The sequence below is a fragment of the Peptostreptococcus anaerobius VPI 4330 = DSM 2949 genome, assembly GCF_000381525.1.
GTDB classification, from domain to species: Bacteria; Bacillota; Clostridia; order Peptostreptococcales; family Peptostreptococcaceae; genus Peptostreptococcus; species Peptostreptococcus anaerobius.
Genome location: NZ_KB906612.1, coordinates 19,057 through 36,486, shown reverse-complemented (window position 1 = coordinate 36,486; position 17,430 = coordinate 19,057). Strand labels below are relative to the sequence as shown.

Genomic DNA, 17,430 nt, shown 5'->3' with positions numbered 1-17,430 from the left:
AATTTTTATATTGAGTAGTCTTTTTCAACGGCTACACCATTTTCTTTTAATATGTCTATTATTATCCCTGCTGTCTCTTCTATAGCCTTGTTTGAAACATTGATAACTGGACACTTTAAAGTCTTCATTATCTCTTCTGAATAGTCAAGTTCCTCAAGTATTCTCTCAAGTTTAGCATAGTTGGCTGCCCCTGAAAGTCCTAAAGCCCTTAACCTTTCCATCCTGATCCTGTTTAGGGTATCTGGTGAATTTGTAAGACCTATTATCCTCTTAGTCTCAACTTCCATAAGTTCCTTTGGTATTGGAACCTCTGGCACTAAAGGCACATTGGCAACTTTTAGCTGCTTGTTGGCAAGATACATTGACAGTGGCGTCTTTGATGTTCTAGATATACCAACTAATACAACATCTGCCTTTAGGACACCTCTAGGATCCTTACCATCATCATATTTAACAGCAAATTCAATTGCCTCAATCCTATCAAAATACGACTTATCCATCTTTCTTATAACGCCTGGCTCTCTTATAGGCTCTATTCCAGCCTTTTCTGCCATCTGACCAATTACACTTGATAGCAAATCTATATATGATATGTTGTTGTCCTCACAGTATGATTTTGCGTAATCAACTAGTTCCTGATTTACCATACTGTACATTACAAGTGCATTTACTTCTTTGGCCTTCTCCAAAACGTCCATAAGAAGATTCTTGTTGTTTATGTATGGGTGTCTCCTTATATTCCAATTCTCGTGGTTTGGAAACTGGTATATACAAGCCTTTGCAACTGTTTTTGCAGTTTCCCCCAAAGAATCTGAAACAATATATATATCTATAGTATTATCCATATTTACCTCACTTTTATTCTGTTAATTCGACGAATAACCTAGTAATGAGTGTCTTTGATACCTTGCCCACAACCGTCATCTTGTTTCTCATTTCATTGAATCTAACAACAGGTAGACTATCTACTTCCCTCTTTACTAGCAATGCCGCCGCATCACTGATTGATTGATTTTCCTCTATTATCGCCACATTTGGCATTCTCGTCATTATCATTCCTATTGGCATCTTGTTGACATCTCCACCACCAATAGTGGCCTTAAGTAGGTCTTTTCTAGATACAACTCCACATAAGTTGTCAGACTCATCCAAGATGAATACGCCACCAGCATCTTCTATGAAAAGATTAACTATCACATCATAGACTGAATCACCTTGATGGGCTATCATAGGTACCCCCATCACATCTGAAACCTTGACATCCTTCATCCTATTTTTTTCATTGTTGAAGTCGCCTTCACCAACATAAAAGTAGCCAACCTTTGGTCTAGCATCCAGTATATTTGTCATCGTCAATACCACTAGATCTGATCTCAAGGTAGCTCTTGTGACATTTAGCCTCTCAGCAATCTTTTCACCCGTTATCGGCTCATATTGCTTTACTATGTCGATTATTTTTAATTGTCTCTCATTAAGTTTTATATGAAGCACCTTCTCTCAAAATCTCCGTATTAGTATATACAATATATCCTTATTTCTTATATAGTATATTATAATATGTTATTTATGATTAATCAATAGGTTTATCAAAAAAATAATACATACTATTAAATAAATATGCATCATATATAAACAGCCTGGTCAAACTAGTCAACCAGGCCATTTATAAGGATTTTATCTACATGTAACTATAAGTCATCTTCAAATATTCACATGTGTTTTTTTCTATATCTCTAATGAATATAGAATTTGCCATATATATTACATACTATTTGTATGCTATTTATAAACTATCTTAGTAAGGTCACAAACCTTTAGCATTGAATCGCTGATATTCTTTAATAGGGCAAGTCTATTAGTTCTAAGTTTTGGGTTGTCTGACATTACCATTACATTGTCAAAGAAATTGTCAACCGCTGGTTTTAGACTAGCGAACGCATCAAGAGACTTTGTGTACTCCTTCTGGTCCATTAGGTCACTAATCTTTGAATCTACATCCTTGAAGTTATCATAAAGTTCTTTTTCAACGTCTTCTAACAATAAGGCTTGATCTATCTTATCAGTTTCAGCTCCCTCTGCCAGATTAGATACTCTATTGAAGGCTACAAGCATATCAGTCAAAGAATCCCTGTCTATCCACTTGTTCATAGCCTCAGCTCTTACATATAGGTCAGATATATTCTTTTCATCACTTGCAAGGACAGCCTCGACAACGTCATACCTGATACCCATATCCTTGAACATGTTCTTAGTTCTTTCATTGAAGAATTCTATTATGTTATCAATTACTGAATCCTTGTCAAATTCTACACTTGAATACTGGTCAAGAGATATTGAAGCTAGTCTAGCTACGTCTATTTCAATATTCTTTTCTAGAAGTATTGTAAGTATACCTATGCACTGTCTTCTAAGGGCAAATGGATCGGCTGAACCAGTTGGCTGTATGCCTATTGCAAAGAATCCTGCTATAGTATCCATCTTGTCTATTATAGAAAGTATAGCCCCCTCCATAGTTGAAGGTACTGTATCACCGTTAAATCTTGGCATATAGTGTTCGTATATAGCCTTTGAAACTGTGTCGTTCTTTCCTTCTAGCCTTGAGTACTGCATACCCATGTAACCCTGTAATTCATCAAATTCAAATACCATGTTAGTTACAAGGTCCGCCTTGGCATAGTAGGCAGCTGACTCTAGGTCTTCTATATTTACATCAACTTCCTTTCCGTATACCTTGGCTATATTGTATATTCTCTCAGACTTGTCAAGTAGAGTTCCAAGCTTTTCCTGGAATACTACTGTATTTAGCTTGTTCCTGTAGTATTCTAGATCATGCTGTCTGTCTTCATTGAAGAAGAATTTAGCATCTGCAAGTCTAGCCTCAAGTACTTTTTCATTACCAGCCTTAACATTTTCTATCTTATAGTCATTACCATTTCTAACAGCTATAAAGTATGGCAGAAGATTTGAGTCCTCTCCAACCACTGGGAAATATCTCTGGTGGGCCTTCATAGGAGTTTTTACTACTTCCTTTGGTAGTTCAGTATATGACTTGTCAAATTCTCCATAAAATGCAGTTGGATACTCTACTATATAAGTAACTTCATCTAGTAGTTCTTCATCCATCTCGACCTTGCCACCTATTGAAGCTGCAACTTGGTCTATCTGCTTTCTTATCATGTCTTTTCTAAGGTCCTGATCGTATACTACAAAGTTTTCTTCAAGTTTCTTGAAGTAATCTTCTATAGATGATACCTCTATAGACTTGGCACCTAGGAACCTATGACCAACTGTAACATTAGATGCTATTATTCCCTCAAGGTCAACTGGCACAACCTTGTCATTGTGTAGGGCAACCAACCATCTTATAGGTCTGACAAATCTCATATTCTTGCCACCCCAACGCATTGACTTAGGGAATACTACTGATTTTACTATCTCAGGAAGTACTTCCATAAGAACCTCATCAGTATCTTTACCTTCTTCTCTTATTGTAGCAAATATATACTCAGTACCATTTAAGTCCTTAAAGTATACATCAGACTCACTTAGGCCCTTACCCCTCATAAATCCTTGGGCTGCCTTTGTAAAACTACCATCCTCTGCTATAGAAATCTTTTTGGCTGGTCCCTTTACTTCTTCTTCTAGGTCTGCCTGTCTATCTGCTAGACCCTTTACAACTAGGATAAGTCTTCTTGGTGTTGCAAAAGTGTCTATATCTTCAAAGGCCACTCTCTTTTCCTCTAGTCTTGACTTTAAGCCACTAACTAACTGGTCAAGTGTAGACTGGACAAATCTTGATGGCATTTCTTCAACACCTATTTCATATAGTAAATAATTATTCATTGTCTTCACCTGCCTTCATTAGAGGATAACCTAACTCTTCTCTCTGCTTAACATAGCTCTCTGCAACTATCTTGGCAAGAGACCTTATCTTACCTATAAATGCTGCTCTCTGGCTAACACCGATAGCTCCTCTAGCTTCCAAAGTATTAAATATATGAGAACACTTAAGTACATAGTCATAGCATGGTATTACAAGTCCTATATCAGCAAGTCTAACTGCCTCTTCTTCAAACATATCAAATACCTTAAATAACATATCTGCATTACAATCATCAAATGCATACCTAGTGTTTTCATATTCTTGTCTTTTAAAGACATCTCCATATTTTATATTATCATTCCACTGTAGGTCATAAACGCTATCAACATCCTGGATATACATTGCTATTCTTTCAAGACCATATGTAATTTCTCCAGTCTCTAGCTCACACTCTATATTACCTACCTGCTGGAAATATGTAAACTGAGTTATTTCCATACCATCTAACCATACTTCCCATCCTAGGCCCCATGCTCCTACTGTAGCAGCTTCCCAGTTATCCTCGACAAATCTAATGTCATGCTCATCTGGATTGATACCTATCTCTCTTAGTGAGTCAAGATATAGATCCTGAATATCGTCTGGTGATGGTTTTAGTATTACCTGGAACTGGTGGTGCTGGTATAGTCTATTAGGGTTTTCTCCATACCTACCATCTGCCGGCCTTCTTGATGGCTCAACATAACATACGTTCCATGGCTCAGGTCCTAGAGACTTTAGAAAAGTATTGGGATTCATAGTACCCGCACCCTTTTCAACATCATAAGGCTGAGTCATTATACATCCCTGCTTTGCCCAATATTTTTGCAAAGTCAATATCATCTCTTGAAAATTCATATAATTCCTCCTTATGTATAAATAACTAGCTATTTTTGTGTAGTTATATTATACGTTTTTTAGATGTATTTTACAAGTATTTTAAAAATACATTTTAATATAATTACTTATTATTTTCTTCATTTTTATTATTTTCTTCATTCTTATTCTCAGACTCTTTAATAAGTTCGTCTGTTATATCATCTACTGTATCTTCCTCTTCATTAGATTCATGCTTAGGCTTGATTGTGTCCTTCATGCTGCTAAAAGAATTGAATAATATCTCCTTTAAAATCTCTACTTTTTCAGGAGTAAGATTTCCTAAGTCTACCTCCTGACCTGAATTGGCATCTACTATCTTAACAGAATACTTGCTAAGCATTGCTGCAGATAGGCCTAGTAGAGTAACTATTGGCATAACCGCAACTCCAACAACACCTATTCCAAGAGGTATATTTAACATAATCTTTGAATCTTTTTCAACTACAACCCTCACAAGAGTAGCCTGCTTTAATAAATCTGCTAACTGGTCTCTCACCTTCTCAGTCTCTACAGTAAATTTCTTTTCAAATCCATCAAAGGCACTGGCCTCTTCGCTATTTTCTATTAATATTATAGCTTCTAGTACATCTCCATCTGTCTTTATAAGGGCCTCTTTAGCCTGCTTATATGTAACATATGGGAACCTTTCCATAATCTGGTCTACCATTTCAATTGTTATCTGTGCCATAATGTAACCTCCTAAGTTAAATTCTTCAACATATCTATAGACTTGAAATTGATGTATTCAAAATAGTTGATGAGGTACTTCTTCAACAAGAAAAATAGTTCATCAACTAATACCTTGGCAACCTCAGCCTTATTTATATCTATTATATCATTTTTTAAAATATATTGCATAAGTCTTATTGTAGTTTGGTCAATTTTTAAGTAATTTTCTTGTTTTTTTATACATTTATCACATACTATACCGCCGTCTGATATAGAAAATACAGCCTTCCTATAGTTTGTAGAAGAACAAGAAGTGCACGCATCTACATTTGGCTTAAAACCCGTATAATCCAAAAACTTGACTATAAAGGCATCAAGTATAAACTTAGGGTTATCAACTCCTTCCGAATACAAAAACAGGGTCCTGACCAGTAATACAAATAACCTGTTATTGGTCTGGCCCTCTACTAGTACTCCTTCAACAAGTTTCATAATAAAAGATGCATAGGAAAAGGCATCAAAATCAGTGGCTATATTATAGAAGCTCTTGATACTCTCACTCTGGTATACTACATACATATCGTTTTGCTTTCTCAAGACATAATTGTTGTAGGAAAATACCTGTGATGTGGCGATCAGCTTGCTCTTAGGCTTTTGAGCCCCCCTTGCTATTGCACTGACCTTGCCATAGTTTCTGGTAAAGAGGGTCAATATTATATCGTTTTCTTTAAATTTTAGGGCTTTAAGAACTACTGCCTGAGTATTTATTACTGACATTATTCCTCCTATCTTTTCTCATAAGGTCAAGTCAAATTATCTTTCACAAATAAAAGTCGCACTAATTATCAAGATTGAAATTAATGCGACATATAATCTAATTATAAACCTATAAAGGCACTGATTATTAAGAAGTATACTAAAACTCCTATAACATCCATTATTACAGTTATAACTGGAGAAGTGACTACTGATGGGTCAGCTTCTAATTTGTTTATTACTATTGGCATCAATGTTCCAAAAGCCGCACCCAATAAGACGTTTATCAATATACTTACTGCTATTATCAGTATAGACATCTTGACACCACCAAGCAATAATAAAACTATACTTGCAATAGCTACAAGGACTAGTCCATTTATAGTTGCACTTACAAGCTCTTTTGCTATAGTCTGAAAATCCACTTTCTTGTCATTGTCAATAAGGTTGATAACTGTAACAGCTGAAGACTGTGTAGCCACGTTACCACCTATTGTAAGTATCATAGGAACAAAGAATATCAACTCGTACATCTTAGTTGACATAAGTCCCTGGAACTTCATAAATATATATGCAGTCACAAAAGAAAGTAATAATGTCACTACAAGCCAGCCAAGTCTACCCCTAACACAAGAGATAACCTGCTCGAATAGGGTTGAGTTTTCATTTTCTGCGACATCTCTTTCATGCTCACTTGAACCAGCAAACTTGTACATATCCTCACTGGCTTCTTCTTCCATAACATCAAGTATATCGTCAACTGTTATTATCCCCTTTAGTACACCCTCTTCGTCAACAACTGGTATTGCTACTAGGTTGTACTTGGATACCATCTTAACAGCTTCTTCCCTATCCTCATTATCCTTTACTGACTTTACATTTTCTACCATTATATCTTCCATAGTAGAAGAATCCTTTGAAATAAATAGGTCTCTTAAAGAAAGCACACCTACCAGTTTCTGTTCATTATCGACAACGTATATGTAGTATATTGAGTCTGCTTCTACTGATTCAGATCTTATATGTCTGATAGCCTGAGATACGTTTAGGTTCTTGTTTACTGTTATGTAGCCCTTCTTCATAGTAGATCCTGAAGTTTCATCTACATAGGCAAGGAGTTCCCTAAGTTCTAACTCATCTGCCTTGCTCACAATATCAAGTATCTTTTCTCTTTCGTCATCATCCATCTCACGTAGAATATCTGAAAGATCACCTAGTGACATCTCATCAAAAACCCTCTTTGCGTGTTCTTTGTCAATTTGAGATACAATCTTTATGAAAAAGTCCGCCTCACACTCTTCTAGTATGTCAGCTGCTGTATCCAATGGCAATATTTCAAATAGTTTAACCTGATCATTGTTTCCTAATTCAAGTAGGATGTCATAGATATCCATAGTGTGATATTCTTCCAACATCTCTCTTAAATCGATCAGCTTATTAGCATCCATCATTTCTTTAACTTCATTAAACAACTCTCGCGACGAGTCCTGCTTTTTGTCCATTACAACCACCTTTTTATCAATAATTATATTATATTTCTTCTTTTAATCCAAAATCGCTGATATAGTTAGGTAGGTTTCTCCAGTTTTCTTTTACCTTTACCCATATCTGGAGATTAACCTTTGTACCAAGTAAGAATTCTATTTCTTCCCTTGCTGATTTTCCTATACCCTTAAGCTTTTTGCCCTGCTTGCCTATGATTATACCCTTGTGTGAATTTCTCTCACAGTATATAACAGCAGATATATCTATTAAGTCTTTTCCTTTACGTTCTTTCATCTTTTCTATCTCAATGGCTACACCATGTGGAACTTCATCATTAGTGTAGTGAAGGACTTTTTCCCTTATAAGTTCAGACACAAGCACTCTTTCAGGCTGGTCTGTAACCATGTAGTCTGGGAAGTACTTGGGTCCCTCATTAAGATTTCTTTTTATTACTTTTATCAAGGAGTCTATATTTGAACCCTTTAGGGCTGATGTAGGTATTATCTCTTTGAATACATTTAGGTCATCGTACATCCTTATCATCTCAAATAGGTCTTCCTTATTGTCTATCTTATCAATCTTGTTTATAACCAAAAATACAGGCGTACTAGTCTTTTTAAGGTTTTCTATGATCATGCTGTCACCCTTGCCTATTGTTCTAGAATCATCGACAACAAATATAATGCTGTCTACATTCTTGAAAGCATCTGACGCAGATTTGACCATCATTTCGCCTAGCTTGTTCTTTGGTTTGTGGATACCTGGAGTATCCATAAATACTATCTGTGCCTCTTCATCTGTATATACAGCCTGGATAGTATTTCTAGTAGTCTGAGGCTTGTCACTCATAATAGCGATTTTCTCTCCTACCATATCATTCATAAGCGTTGACTTTCCAACATTCGGTCTACCAACTATACTTACAAATCCCGATTTATATGTCATATATCTCTCCTATTCCTACAATTGTGCAGCATTTTCATGAACTATACTATTATAATTCTACACAAATAACCACACTATCAATAATCCAAACTCTATTATATCATATTTTCTCTACTAATAAAATAGTCCGAGCTGAAATACTACTACTGCCACCAAGGTTCCTAGTATGGCACCAGCAAAGGTCTCCCAAAAAGTATGTATCTTTCCCTCTATTCTACTTTGAGCTACCAATAGAGCCATAAGGTATGCTAGTGATGATGCCTCTACCCTCTCAGTAATCAAGGTAATTGATGTAGCTAGTGCAAATGCTAGTGCAGCATGGCCGCTTGGCATACCACCCCTGACTGGAGTTCCTGTCAAAGTTACTGCCTTTACAACAACTACAGCGATTAGGACAATAGCTATACATATAACTGTAATATGTAACTCCGATTCCCTAATCCTAAGAGCTATATTACCAGTCAACATATTTAGCTTATTATAAAATAATATATAGCCAACTACAACTGCATACATGGCAGATACCAAAACACCTCCAGCTGCGACATCCTTGGCTATCTTGGCGAGAGGATGAAACTCTAATGTCACCATGTCTACAGTCTTTTCAACAGCAGTATTCACCATTTCCGCAATAACAACCAAAGTTATAGCCCCCAACAAGACAATAAACTCAATCTTTGAAAAGTCGAAAAACAAACTCGCAATTAGGACCATAAAGGAAGCCAAATAATGGAGTTTCATATTTCTTTCACTCTTAAAAGTATATTGAATCCCTGCTATGGCGGCATTTACAGACTTTACAAAACTCTGTTTATTCTTTTTTCTCTTCTGTTTTTTTTCGATTTGATTTTTCTTACTTCTCATATCCTTCATCCCTTGTAATATCTAGACCATTCAATACTTCTTCTTCTCTTCTATGCATATCTTTGGCTTCCTCTTCCTCCATATGGTCATAACCAAGTAGGTGGAACATACTGTGACACACTAAAAAGCATATCTCCCTCTCCAAAGAATGGTCGAACTCCTCAGCCTGTTCATCAGCCCTCTGTATAGAGATAACTATATCCCCTAGAGACTCTACTTCATATTCAATATCAAATTCATCATCAGACAGCATTGGAAAAGAAAGGACATCAGTAACCCTATCTATATTCCTAAACTCTCTGTTAAGATTTCTTATCTCCTCATTATCTACAAAAGAAAGACTGACTTCATAATTGTCATCGTAATCCTCATAATCAAGTACTGCCAGCATAACTCTCTCTACCTTGTCTAGAATATCTTCGTCTATTTTTTTGTAGGTCTGTCTATCATCGAAAATTATTTCCATACTTATCTATCTCCTATTATTGTTGTTTCTTGCTTTGTACTTTTTTTCATTTTCCTTAAATTCCATCTTTTTCTCATATTTTGCATACGCCTTTATTATCCTCTGAACAAGCTCGTGTCTCACTACGTCCTTTTCAGTAAGTTCCTTGTAACCGATACCCTTTACCCCATCCAGGATCTTGATGGCTGTTATAAGGCCACTCACCTTGTGGCGTGGCAGGTCTGTCTGAGTTATATCTCCTGTCACTACCGCCTTTGACCCAAATCCAAGTCTAGTCAAGAACATCTTCATCTGTTCTGGAGAAGTGTTTTGGGCCTCATCAAGTATTATAAAGGCATTGTCAAGTGTTCTACCCCTCATAAATGCAAGAGGAGCAACCTCTATAGTACCTCTCTCTAAGTACTTGGCGAACCTGTCTGGTCCAAACATATCAAATAGGGCATCATAAAGGGGTCTAAGGTATGGGTCAACCTTGTCCTTCATGTCTCCCGGCAAGAATCCAAGAGTTTCACCCGCCTCGACAGCAGGTCTTGTAAGTACTATCCTCGATACTTCGTCAGCCTTAAAGGCCTTGACAGCCATAGCTACTGCCAGATATGTCTTACCAGTTCCCGCCGGACCGATACCAAAAGTTATATCGTTGTTTTCTATTATGTTGACATACTCTTTTTGTCCTAGGGTTTTGGGCTGGACTGGAGCCCCTTTTTTAGTGATCACTATAGTTCCTTCAAGTTCCTTGACCCTGTCCTCACTATCTGCAAACAAAAGGTCCATAGTATAGAGTACAGTCTGCCTATCAAGTCTTTTACCAGACTCCACTATCTTATGTAAAGAATTTAAGAGTCTTTCAGCAGTCTCCACATTTTTTTCTTCACCTAGTAGAACTATATTACCTTCCCTAAGAAGTATATCCACACTTAGGTTTTTCTCTATTAATTTTACATTTTCATCAAAATTCCCGAATAGCTCTTTTTCAAAATTGGGTTCGAAAATCGAAAATTGCCTTTGTATAATCATATCTTCACTCCAAATCATAGTATTAATATCTTAATTATAACATATATGTATACACTTTTTAATCTATAGATAAGAAAAAGAGGCAGCCACTAATTACTTGGCTACCCCTAGTCTATATAAACCCTCTAAGGTTTCAAAATATACTCTTCCTATGCCTGTTCTATCAGACCGTAACCACCGTCACCTCTTCTGTATACTAGGCAAACTTCAAAAGTATCCTGATCTTTAAATAAGAAGAAATCATGGCCTAGAAGGTTCATCTGAAGAACAGCTTCCTCAGGGCTCATAGGTCTAATGTCAAACTTCTTTCTTCTTTCAAATACAAGTTCAGAATCCTCTGGAACTGCTTCTATCTCTTCTTCAAGCAGTTCATTGAAGTTCTCAAATCTAATAGTCTCATTACCTGATGCTCTAGATTTAAACTTATGCTTATACTTTACTATCTGTCTATTTAACTTGTCACAAACAACGTCTATAGCTGAATAAAGGTCTTCTTGGACATCCTCAGCTCTTACTATATGACCGTTGATGTTATCTAGTGTTACTTCTACCTTTTGCTTTTCTTTTTTATTTGCACTTACCGTTACCCTTAACTCAGTGTCTTCAGAAAGCAATTTTTCAAGCTTGGAAAATTTTTTATCAATATAACCATTAATGCCTTCAGTTAATCTAATTTTCTTTCCTGTTACTAGTATTTTCATAATTAACACTCCTTCCAAGTACCTAAGTACTTTTTGTTGTTAATTACAATATACCCTAGTTTAAACTTATTTAAAAGTCTTTAATTAAATTACTTTTTGTGTTAAAATAGATGTATAAGTGAGTTAATCAATCAAGCTCTCAGCGTCTTCTATATCAACTAGGAGACTTTTTTTAGGCTCTTTTTCTGTATTTGACACTTGATCAGTTTTTCTTGTAGATACTTTATTTTTTCTTGTCTCTTTTTTATCCTTAGATATCTCAATTTCTCTAAGTCTTTTTTGATGTGCTCTTCTTTTTTCTCTTAGCCTCTTACGTTCTTTTTCCTTATTCTCTTTCACTTTCTGCCTATGTTTTTCAGGATCTTCAAGTGTATTCATAAGATATGAAACTGATATCACAGCACAGATTACAAAGGCAAGAACAAACTCAAAATACATCAAATACTGAATAAAGCCTGTAGACAGCTTCCTTGCTATAAGGTACAATTCAAACTCTCTAGTTGCATATAATGTAATAGCAGCTGCCAATCCATAGGCGGAATTACTAGGATAATATCCATCAAACAAATGAAATGCCAGATATACCATAATTGCAATAAATATAACTTGGAGACAAATCCACATAATCCATAGATTTCTAGTAGATATATTTTGACCCATGGCTATGTATGAGGGTATGATAACCCCCAATGGGAATGCAAAAATACCTATTAGTGGTTTGGCTGCACTAGTCAAACTCACCCTCATATATCTGTACACTATAAACGGTGTCAGTACAATTGCTGCCACAAATATGTATTTAAGTATTGCTCTACCAAATACTTCCATACCAAAATCGCTACCTGTGATGGAAGCCATACCAATACCCACAAAAACTAGGTACCAAGTCGAAAAAACTGATTTAAGTTTGAAGTTTAATACATATTTTACAATAAATATCACTAGTATAATTGCTTCTAATATTACTCCTGTCACCCAAAAATATATATTGGCCTTGTCAAACACGCCCTTCATCCAAACCGCTATCATTATAAGGGATAGGGCAAATGTCGAAAACATTGAAAGACCAACCGGTGTTGACAAGGATTTAAAACTCGTCTTAGGCATAAATATCAATTTCATCAATGTAAGCAATAATAGTAAAATTGTAATAACCATACATAAATCACTTAAAAATGGTATAACTCCTTGAAGCGAGTTACCAAGCACAACCCAAGCAAGGGCTAGTACGGTAATCGGTAGAGGAAGTCTGGATAGGAAATCCTTCATTATATCACCTCTTAATATTTCGTCTAAACTTAATTATAGCATAAAATTAGACATATTAATAGCATTTTATAGCTAAAGAACTTCCCTATCAGACCTTACAAACACCTATTTACAGATACATCTTGCAGTTAATAAAACAGTTTTTGAAATTTATTATTTTTCTTTTTCTGACATATATATCGTCCTTGCATCAATCTCCAACTGTCCTTTTATGGCACCTGAGTAAGTAATCTTATCTTTATCCACATCGTATATGTATATTTGAGTAGAACTATATATACTAGAATTATTAAATTCTAAATTATCCCTATCCTCGGGTATCTCTGTTCCATCTTCATTTTTAATTGTTTTTTCTACCCCTTTTCCCTTCCATTGATATATATTAAAGTTATTATACTTTATTATTATAACTTTTTTACCTTTCATCATAATATTAACCCTGTTTATACTACCCATTTGACTCATTTTATCATCCTTAGTAGGTAACTGTACCTGAGTTAAATAGTCATCTAGATTTATTGTCCTATCATCTACATCTATGAGTTTATCTTCTTTCATCTTGTATGACCTTATATGGAAAGGCTTTTGATTGTTTTCCCTTGATATTAGGTAGAGGATACCATTATTTTTGTCGTATTTGATATATGAATCATAAATATCTGGATTGATATATATGCCCTTAGAGTCTTTTTTACTGCTAATATCCTCCCTAGCAAGCTTCTTACTTGCCAAGTCTAGGGATATCATCTCATTTTTCAAGTCTTTGGAAGGATAGTCCCTATAGGAGAATATCAATATCTTGTCAAATGCAGCTATAACCCTCATACTATTAGCATTTTCAGAATCAGATAATATATCCAGCCTATTTAGTACTTGTATGCCATCACCTACAATCTCAGCAAATACAAGCTTTTCTATTAGATCATTCTTTTTCATAGTAGCCTTATCAGTATTTTTAACTGAATAAGATAGGACAAGATAGGTCTTACCCTTGTATTTTTCTAGCCTCTTTACCTCTATACGATCATTTCCAGTGTATCCTATCAAATCTTTCTCATTTAATCTTATCTTCTTGCCAACACCTTCGATACTGTAATTTAGATAAATACCATGTGAATTTTTATGGTCTACAACATAGGCAGTATGATCATATGTAAGTTCATTTAATAAGGAGTATCTATTATCTTTCTTATCTATTGCCTTTATATTGTCATTCTTGTTATATTTCAAGGTGATTTTTTCAGGCCTACCATCTTTTAAGATATAAGCAGGGATATTTTTTATATTGGATTTTATGCCTTCTATATCCTTCTTATCCATGTCGTGTCTAATATTCAAGTCTTCCAAGTCCATTTCTGTACTTATTAGATTCATTTTCTCAAGTTCACCCTTGTCACCTTGAATAGTCTCTACCCTGCTAGAACCAAGCTTCATAGTATGAAAACCTGCTGCAAGACCTAGGCTTAGTAGGATTAGTAGACCAAGAATTAGGCCTCCCTTTATACTAGATTTATCCATTTATCACACCTCCCCTAGTTCTTTTTTGACTTAATCTGCAATCTACATAAGTAAGGGTCAAGCTCACTATGTAAATTGCCATGGCAAACCATGTAACTACACTTAGCTCACTATAGCTGTTAAATATGTTGTAATTAAACATATAAGAAACCACAAATACAAATACACCTATGCCATTTATCATCAGTAAAACTACACATATAATCTTCTTTAGTACCTTGCCCCTATCATTGGACACAAAGAATATACTTGTAAGGGCCTGTATGCCCATTACTGATGGCAATACAACGACTAGGGATATTATTATAGCTGAATATGAACTAGTCAGCAAAAATGAATCATCACCCAACAAAGACCAGGCACTCATCATATACATATCTCCCAAGTATAGCTTCCAAATTGCATCCATCAACAAGGCTGCAAGTGAGAATCCCACGATGCAAAAAATGTATATTGACCATCCCACTAGTATCTTAGATATCTTGACCCTATATATTTTTGTAGGTAGGTTGGCCATTATTAAGTAGCTCGAATTTTTCCTCTTGTAATCATCCGTAACTAGTAAAAATGACATCAGCACAGATAGCAGAGTTACGAAGCCTATAAAACTATACATAACAAAACTAGCAGTGTTCCTCAGTAGTATGGATGAAGATATAATCTTGTTAAATCTATCCATACTAGCCATAGGCAGTGGTTTAGCCTGGTAAAAATCCTTGAAAAATGATCCTACAAAGCTAACCTTGCCTATAGAACTTACTGAAAACATGGATACACTTATAGATAGGATTATCCATACACATATCAGACCACCTATAAGCATAAACTTCTTTTTATTAATCTTTAAACCGTAGTAGTAAAGTTTTAGTATATCGTTCATAGATGTCCCCCCTTAGTACTCTATTCTTCTAATCAAAATATGGTTGGCTACAATAAATCCAATGGTTGAAACAATTAGCTTGACAATATATGTAGTATCTATTTTTCCACTACCCCATCCTACAAACTCTATTACATTAGCACTGTAAAATGATAAAAATATAATCAAGGCAGTAATGTAAATAGGTGTATTCTTAGATGATTTGACAAGTAGTACAATAGCAATCACAACACTTATCAAGAGAATCCATTTTAGGGCTACAAGGACCACCATACTTGGATTAATTGTAAAAAACGGATTTCCGTCTATAAATTTGTTAAGTATCTCCTTCACAGATGGTATCCTACTTTGGAATAGGGGCACTGTTCTAACTATATCTATCATTTCGCCTCTCAAATACCTTGAATACACGACCAATATAATCATTGATATTAGGCTATTAAATAAGGCAAATACCAATGAAGATATATATGTCGCCTGTATATGATTGTAAATTTTGACAGGCAACTGCATAATACTGTAGACACTACCATCAGACTTAGACAGCTTTCTTGTAAGACTAGTTGCCGTATATATTATGACAAATACTAGGCTAAATACCAAAACAAGCATTGTAAGGCTGGGCTGTAGTGAGTCATACACATAAACAGTGTTGCCATCTCCCACTAAGTATGACCGTCTGATATCCCTCAAGTATAAAAGATTGCTAATTATACAGGATAGGACTAGGACTATAACTGATGTTATATTAAATCCAATAAATAACATCATGTTATTCTTGAATTCCAACTTCAATAACTTTAGCAATTTAGTCATTCAATGACACCTCTCTTATTTTTTCAATTATAGATTTACCCTCCAATGACCTCATCTCTTCAGCATCAAACTCTGATACTAGCTTGCCATCACTGAGTATAAACACATAATCAACTATTTTTTCTATCTCATCAATCTCATGTGTTGAAAGGATTATAGCCTGGTCTTCTTCCATAAACCTAGCCATAACAGATACAAATTCTTCCCTCTTAAATATGTCAATTCCATTAAAGGGCTCGTCCATTATGATATACTTCATATCTAGACAAAATCCCAAGACAAGCTTTACCTTGGCAATATTACCCTTGGATAGAGAGTCTATATTCTGGTTTATGTCTAGCCCAAAGAAATCTAGCATTTCCCTTTCTTTTTCTGAGTTCCAAGTAGGATAAAAATCCTTGTAAAAGTCTATCATCTCCTTAATTGAAAATCCCGGAAAGTGGGTTGGACAATCAGGTATAAATATCATCTTCTCATAGCTTTTGTGGCTTATCTTTTCATCGTCAATAGAGACCTTGCCAGATGTAGGTCTTACAAATCCCATCAGAGACTTCAACAAGGTAGTCTTGCCTGAACCATTAGTACCTAGTATGGCAGTGATCTTGCCTTCTTTTATAGTTAGACTGACATTGTCAAGAGCATAGCTTGTAGACGACTTGCCCACCTTAACATTAGTCTTATATTTTTTAGTCAAATTTTGAACCTTTATCATTAGTCCTTCCTCCTAAATACTCATTTTATAAACTGGGTTATCTATCCCCATCCTCATATTCATCATCTTCCTCGTCAGCCTTGACATCTTCTTCAACTAGGTCATAGTACTCACCTACAAGCTTCAAAACCGTCTTTTTGTCTATATTTACAGACTTCATGCTGTATATAAAGTCCATCAAGGGCTCTTTTAGGTATTCGGTCTTAAGTCTATTGATCAAGTCCAAATCAAGTGTAATTGTAGACTGCTTGTTTTTCTCAGTGCATATGAGACCTATCTCTTCCATATAGGCATATGCCTTTTGTACGGTATTTAGATTAACACCAAAGCTACCTGCCAATTCTCTTCTAGAAGGTATCACATCACCCGGCTCTATCTCTCCAATAAAAACCTTGGCCTGGTAATACTTACTTATTTGTAGGTATATTGGCGTATTGTTATTAAAGACAAATCCTTTAATAGGCAATTAAACCACGCTCCTTTCCTTATATTTACCAATGTTTAATAAAAATATTGTATCCTAGTCTATTTTGGTAAGTGTACTATACTAGTAGTACATCTTAGGTGTATTATAGCACTAGTACACTATAA

At 35.3% G+C, this 17,430-nt stretch carries 18 protein-coding genes; all 18 read right to left on the bottom strand.

Going from position 1 to position 17,430, the window contains the following annotated elements:
• Window positions 1–5: 5 nt before the first annotated feature.
• Window positions 6–845 (bottom strand): pyruvate, water dikinase regulatory protein, encoded by an 840-nt coding sequence (locus F823_RS0103960; protein ID WP_002844464.1) that lies wholly within the window; start codon window positions 843–845, stop codon window positions 6–8.
• A 13-nt stretch (window positions 846–858) separates the two neighbouring features.
• Entirely contained in the window at window positions 859–1,491 is a 633-nt protein-coding gene (gene ccpN / locus F823_RS0103955) for a transcriptional regulator CcpN (protein WP_002845494.1), read from the bottom strand.
• A gap of 288 nt (window positions 1,492–1,779) precedes the next feature.
• Window positions 1,780–3,843, bottom strand: coding sequence for a glycine--tRNA ligase subunit beta (gene glyS / locus F823_RS0103950; protein WP_019595401.1), 2,064 nt, complete (start codon window positions 3,841–3,843; stop codon window positions 1,780–1,782).
• Window positions 3,836–4,720 (bottom strand): glycine--tRNA ligase subunit alpha, encoded by an 885-nt coding sequence (gene glyQ / locus F823_RS0103945; protein WP_002844456.1) that lies wholly within the window; start codon window positions 4,718–4,720, stop codon window positions 3,836–3,838. The genes glyS and glyQ overlap by 8 nt, the downstream gene beginning before the upstream one ends.
• Window positions 4,721–4,823: 103 nt before the next feature.
• A complete protein-coding gene (locus F823_RS0103940; RefSeq protein WP_019595400.1) occupies window positions 4,824–5,429 on the bottom strand; it encodes a DUF4342 domain-containing protein in 606 nt (201 codons plus the stop codon).
• Window positions 5,430–5,440: 11 nt separating this feature from the next.
• Window positions 5,441–6,187, bottom strand: a complete 747-nt coding sequence (recO, locus tag F823_RS0103935; protein ID WP_002844451.1) for a DNA repair protein RecO — start codon at window positions 6,185–6,187, stop codon at window positions 5,441–5,443.
• Window positions 6,188–6,288: 101 nt separating this feature from the next.
• On the bottom strand, window positions 6,289–7,668 hold the full coding sequence (gene mgtE, locus F823_RS0103930) for a magnesium transporter (RefSeq protein WP_002844495.1): 1,380 nt from the start codon (window positions 7,666–7,668) through the stop codon (window positions 6,289–6,291).
• 28 nt (window positions 7,669–7,696) lie between these two features.
• Entirely contained in the window at window positions 7,697–8,596 is a 900-nt protein-coding gene (gene era, locus F823_RS0103925; RefSeq protein ID WP_002845501.1) for a GTPase Era, read from the bottom strand.
• A 114-nt stretch (window positions 8,597–8,710) separates the two neighbouring features.
• On the bottom strand, window positions 8,711–9,460 hold the full coding sequence (locus F823_RS0103920) for a diacylglycerol kinase (RefSeq protein ID WP_019595399.1): 750 nt from the start codon (window positions 9,458–9,460) through the stop codon (window positions 8,711–8,713).
• Complete coding sequence (ybeY, locus tag F823_RS0103915) at window positions 9,450–9,926, bottom strand: rRNA maturation RNase YbeY (RefSeq protein WP_002844469.1); 477 nt, start codon at window positions 9,924–9,926, stop codon at window positions 9,450–9,452. Before ybeY ends, F823_RS0103920 begins: the two co-directional genes overlap by 11 nt.
• A 6-nt stretch (window positions 9,927–9,932) precedes the next feature.
• Window positions 9,933–10,943 carry a PhoH family protein gene (locus F823_RS0103910; protein ID WP_002844410.1) on the bottom strand — a complete coding sequence of 337 codons (1,011 nt, stop codon included), beginning with the start codon at window positions 10,941–10,943 and terminating at the stop codon, window positions 9,933–9,935.
• 149 nt (window positions 10,944–11,092) lie between these two features.
• Window positions 11,093–11,644 (bottom strand): ribosome hibernation-promoting factor, HPF/YfiA family, encoded by a 552-nt coding sequence (gene hpf, locus F823_RS0103905; RefSeq protein ID WP_002845506.1) that lies wholly within the window; start codon window positions 11,642–11,644, stop codon window positions 11,093–11,095.
• Between the two features lie 123 nt (window positions 11,645–11,767).
• Window positions 11,768–12,913 carry an SLAC1 family transporter gene (locus tag F823_RS0103900; RefSeq protein WP_002845507.1) on the bottom strand — a complete coding sequence of 382 codons (1,146 nt, stop codon included), beginning with the start codon at window positions 12,911–12,913 and terminating at the stop codon, window positions 11,768–11,770.
• A gap of 153 nt (window positions 12,914–13,066) precedes the next feature.
• Complete coding sequence (locus F823_RS0103895; RefSeq protein ID WP_002845508.1) at window positions 13,067–14,431, bottom strand: hypothetical protein; 1,365 nt, start codon at window positions 14,429–14,431, stop codon at window positions 13,067–13,069.
• Complete coding sequence (locus F823_RS0103890) at window positions 14,424–15,311, bottom strand: hypothetical protein (protein WP_002845509.1); 888 nt, start codon at window positions 15,309–15,311, stop codon at window positions 14,424–14,426. The genes F823_RS0103895 and F823_RS0103890 overlap by 8 nt, the downstream gene beginning before the upstream one ends.
• 12 nt (window positions 15,312–15,323) lie before the next feature.
• Window positions 15,324–16,127 (bottom strand): hypothetical protein, encoded by an 804-nt coding sequence (locus F823_RS0103885; RefSeq protein WP_019595398.1) that lies wholly within the window; start codon window positions 16,125–16,127, stop codon window positions 15,324–15,326.
• A complete protein-coding gene (locus tag F823_RS0103880) occupies window positions 16,120–16,839 on the bottom strand; it encodes an ABC transporter ATP-binding protein (protein WP_002845512.1) in 720 nt (239 codons plus the stop codon). The genes F823_RS0103885 and F823_RS0103880 overlap by 8 nt, the downstream gene beginning before the upstream one ends.
• Before the next feature lie 37 nt (window positions 16,840–16,876).
• Window positions 16,877–17,305 (bottom strand): GntR family transcriptional regulator, encoded by a 429-nt coding sequence (locus tag F823_RS0103875; RefSeq protein WP_002844408.1) that lies wholly within the window; start codon window positions 17,303–17,305, stop codon window positions 16,877–16,879.
• Between the last annotated feature and the right edge of the window lie 125 nt (window positions 17,306–17,430).

Coding starts and splice junctions, on each gene's coding strand:
- recO (WP_002844451.1), bottom strand. CDS start 6,187: ATGTCAGTAATAAATACTCAGGCAGTAGTTCTTAAAGCCCTAAAATTT.
- glyS (WP_019595401.1), bottom strand. CDS start 3,843: ATGAATAATTATTTACTATATGAAATAGGTGTTGAAGAAATGCCATCA.
- F823_RS0103880 (WP_002845512.1), bottom strand. CDS start 16,839: ATGATAAAGGTTCAAAATTTGACTAAAAAATATAAGACTAATGTTAAG.
- F823_RS0103885 (WP_019595398.1), bottom strand. CDS start 16,127: ATGACTAAATTGCTAAAGTTATTGAAGTTGGAATTCAAGAATAACATG.
- ybeY (WP_002844469.1), bottom strand. CDS start 9,926: ATGGAAATAATTTTCGATGATAGACAGACCTACAAAAAAATAGACGAA.
- hpf (WP_002845506.1), bottom strand. CDS start 11,644: ATGAAAATACTAGTAACAGGAAAGAAAATTAGATTAACTGAAGGCATT.
- era (WP_002845501.1), bottom strand. CDS start 8,596: ATGACATATAAATCGGGATTTGTAAGTATAGTTGGTAGACCGAATGTT.
- F823_RS0103900 (WP_002845507.1), bottom strand. CDS start 12,913: ATGAAGGATTTCCTATCCAGACTTCCTCTACCGATTACCGTACTAGCC.
- F823_RS0103895 (WP_002845508.1), bottom strand. CDS start 14,431: ATGGATAAATCTAGTATAAAGGGAGGCCTAATTCTTGGTCTACTAATC.
- mgtE (WP_002844495.1), bottom strand. CDS start 7,668: ATGGACAAAAAGCAGGACTCGTCGCGAGAGTTGTTTAATGAAGTTAAA.
- F823_RS0103910 (WP_002844410.1), bottom strand. CDS start 10,943: ATGATTATACAAAGGCAATTTTCGATTTTCGAACCCAATTTTGAAAAA.
- F823_RS0103940 (WP_019595400.1), bottom strand. CDS start 5,429: ATGGCACAGATAACAATTGAAATGGTAGACCAGATTATGGAAAGGTTC.
- F823_RS0103960 (WP_002844464.1), bottom strand. CDS start 845: ATGGATAATACTATAGATATATATATTGTTTCAGATTCTTTGGGGGAA.
- glyQ (WP_002844456.1), bottom strand. CDS start 4,720: ATGAATTTTCAAGAGATGATATTGACTTTGCAAAAATATTGGGCAAAG.
- F823_RS0103920 (WP_019595399.1), bottom strand. CDS start 9,460: ATGAGAAGTAAGAAAAATCAAATCGAAAAAAAACAGAAGAGAAAAAAG.
- F823_RS0103890 (WP_002845509.1), bottom strand. CDS start 15,311: ATGAACGATATACTAAAACTTTACTACTACGGTTTAAAGATTAATAAA.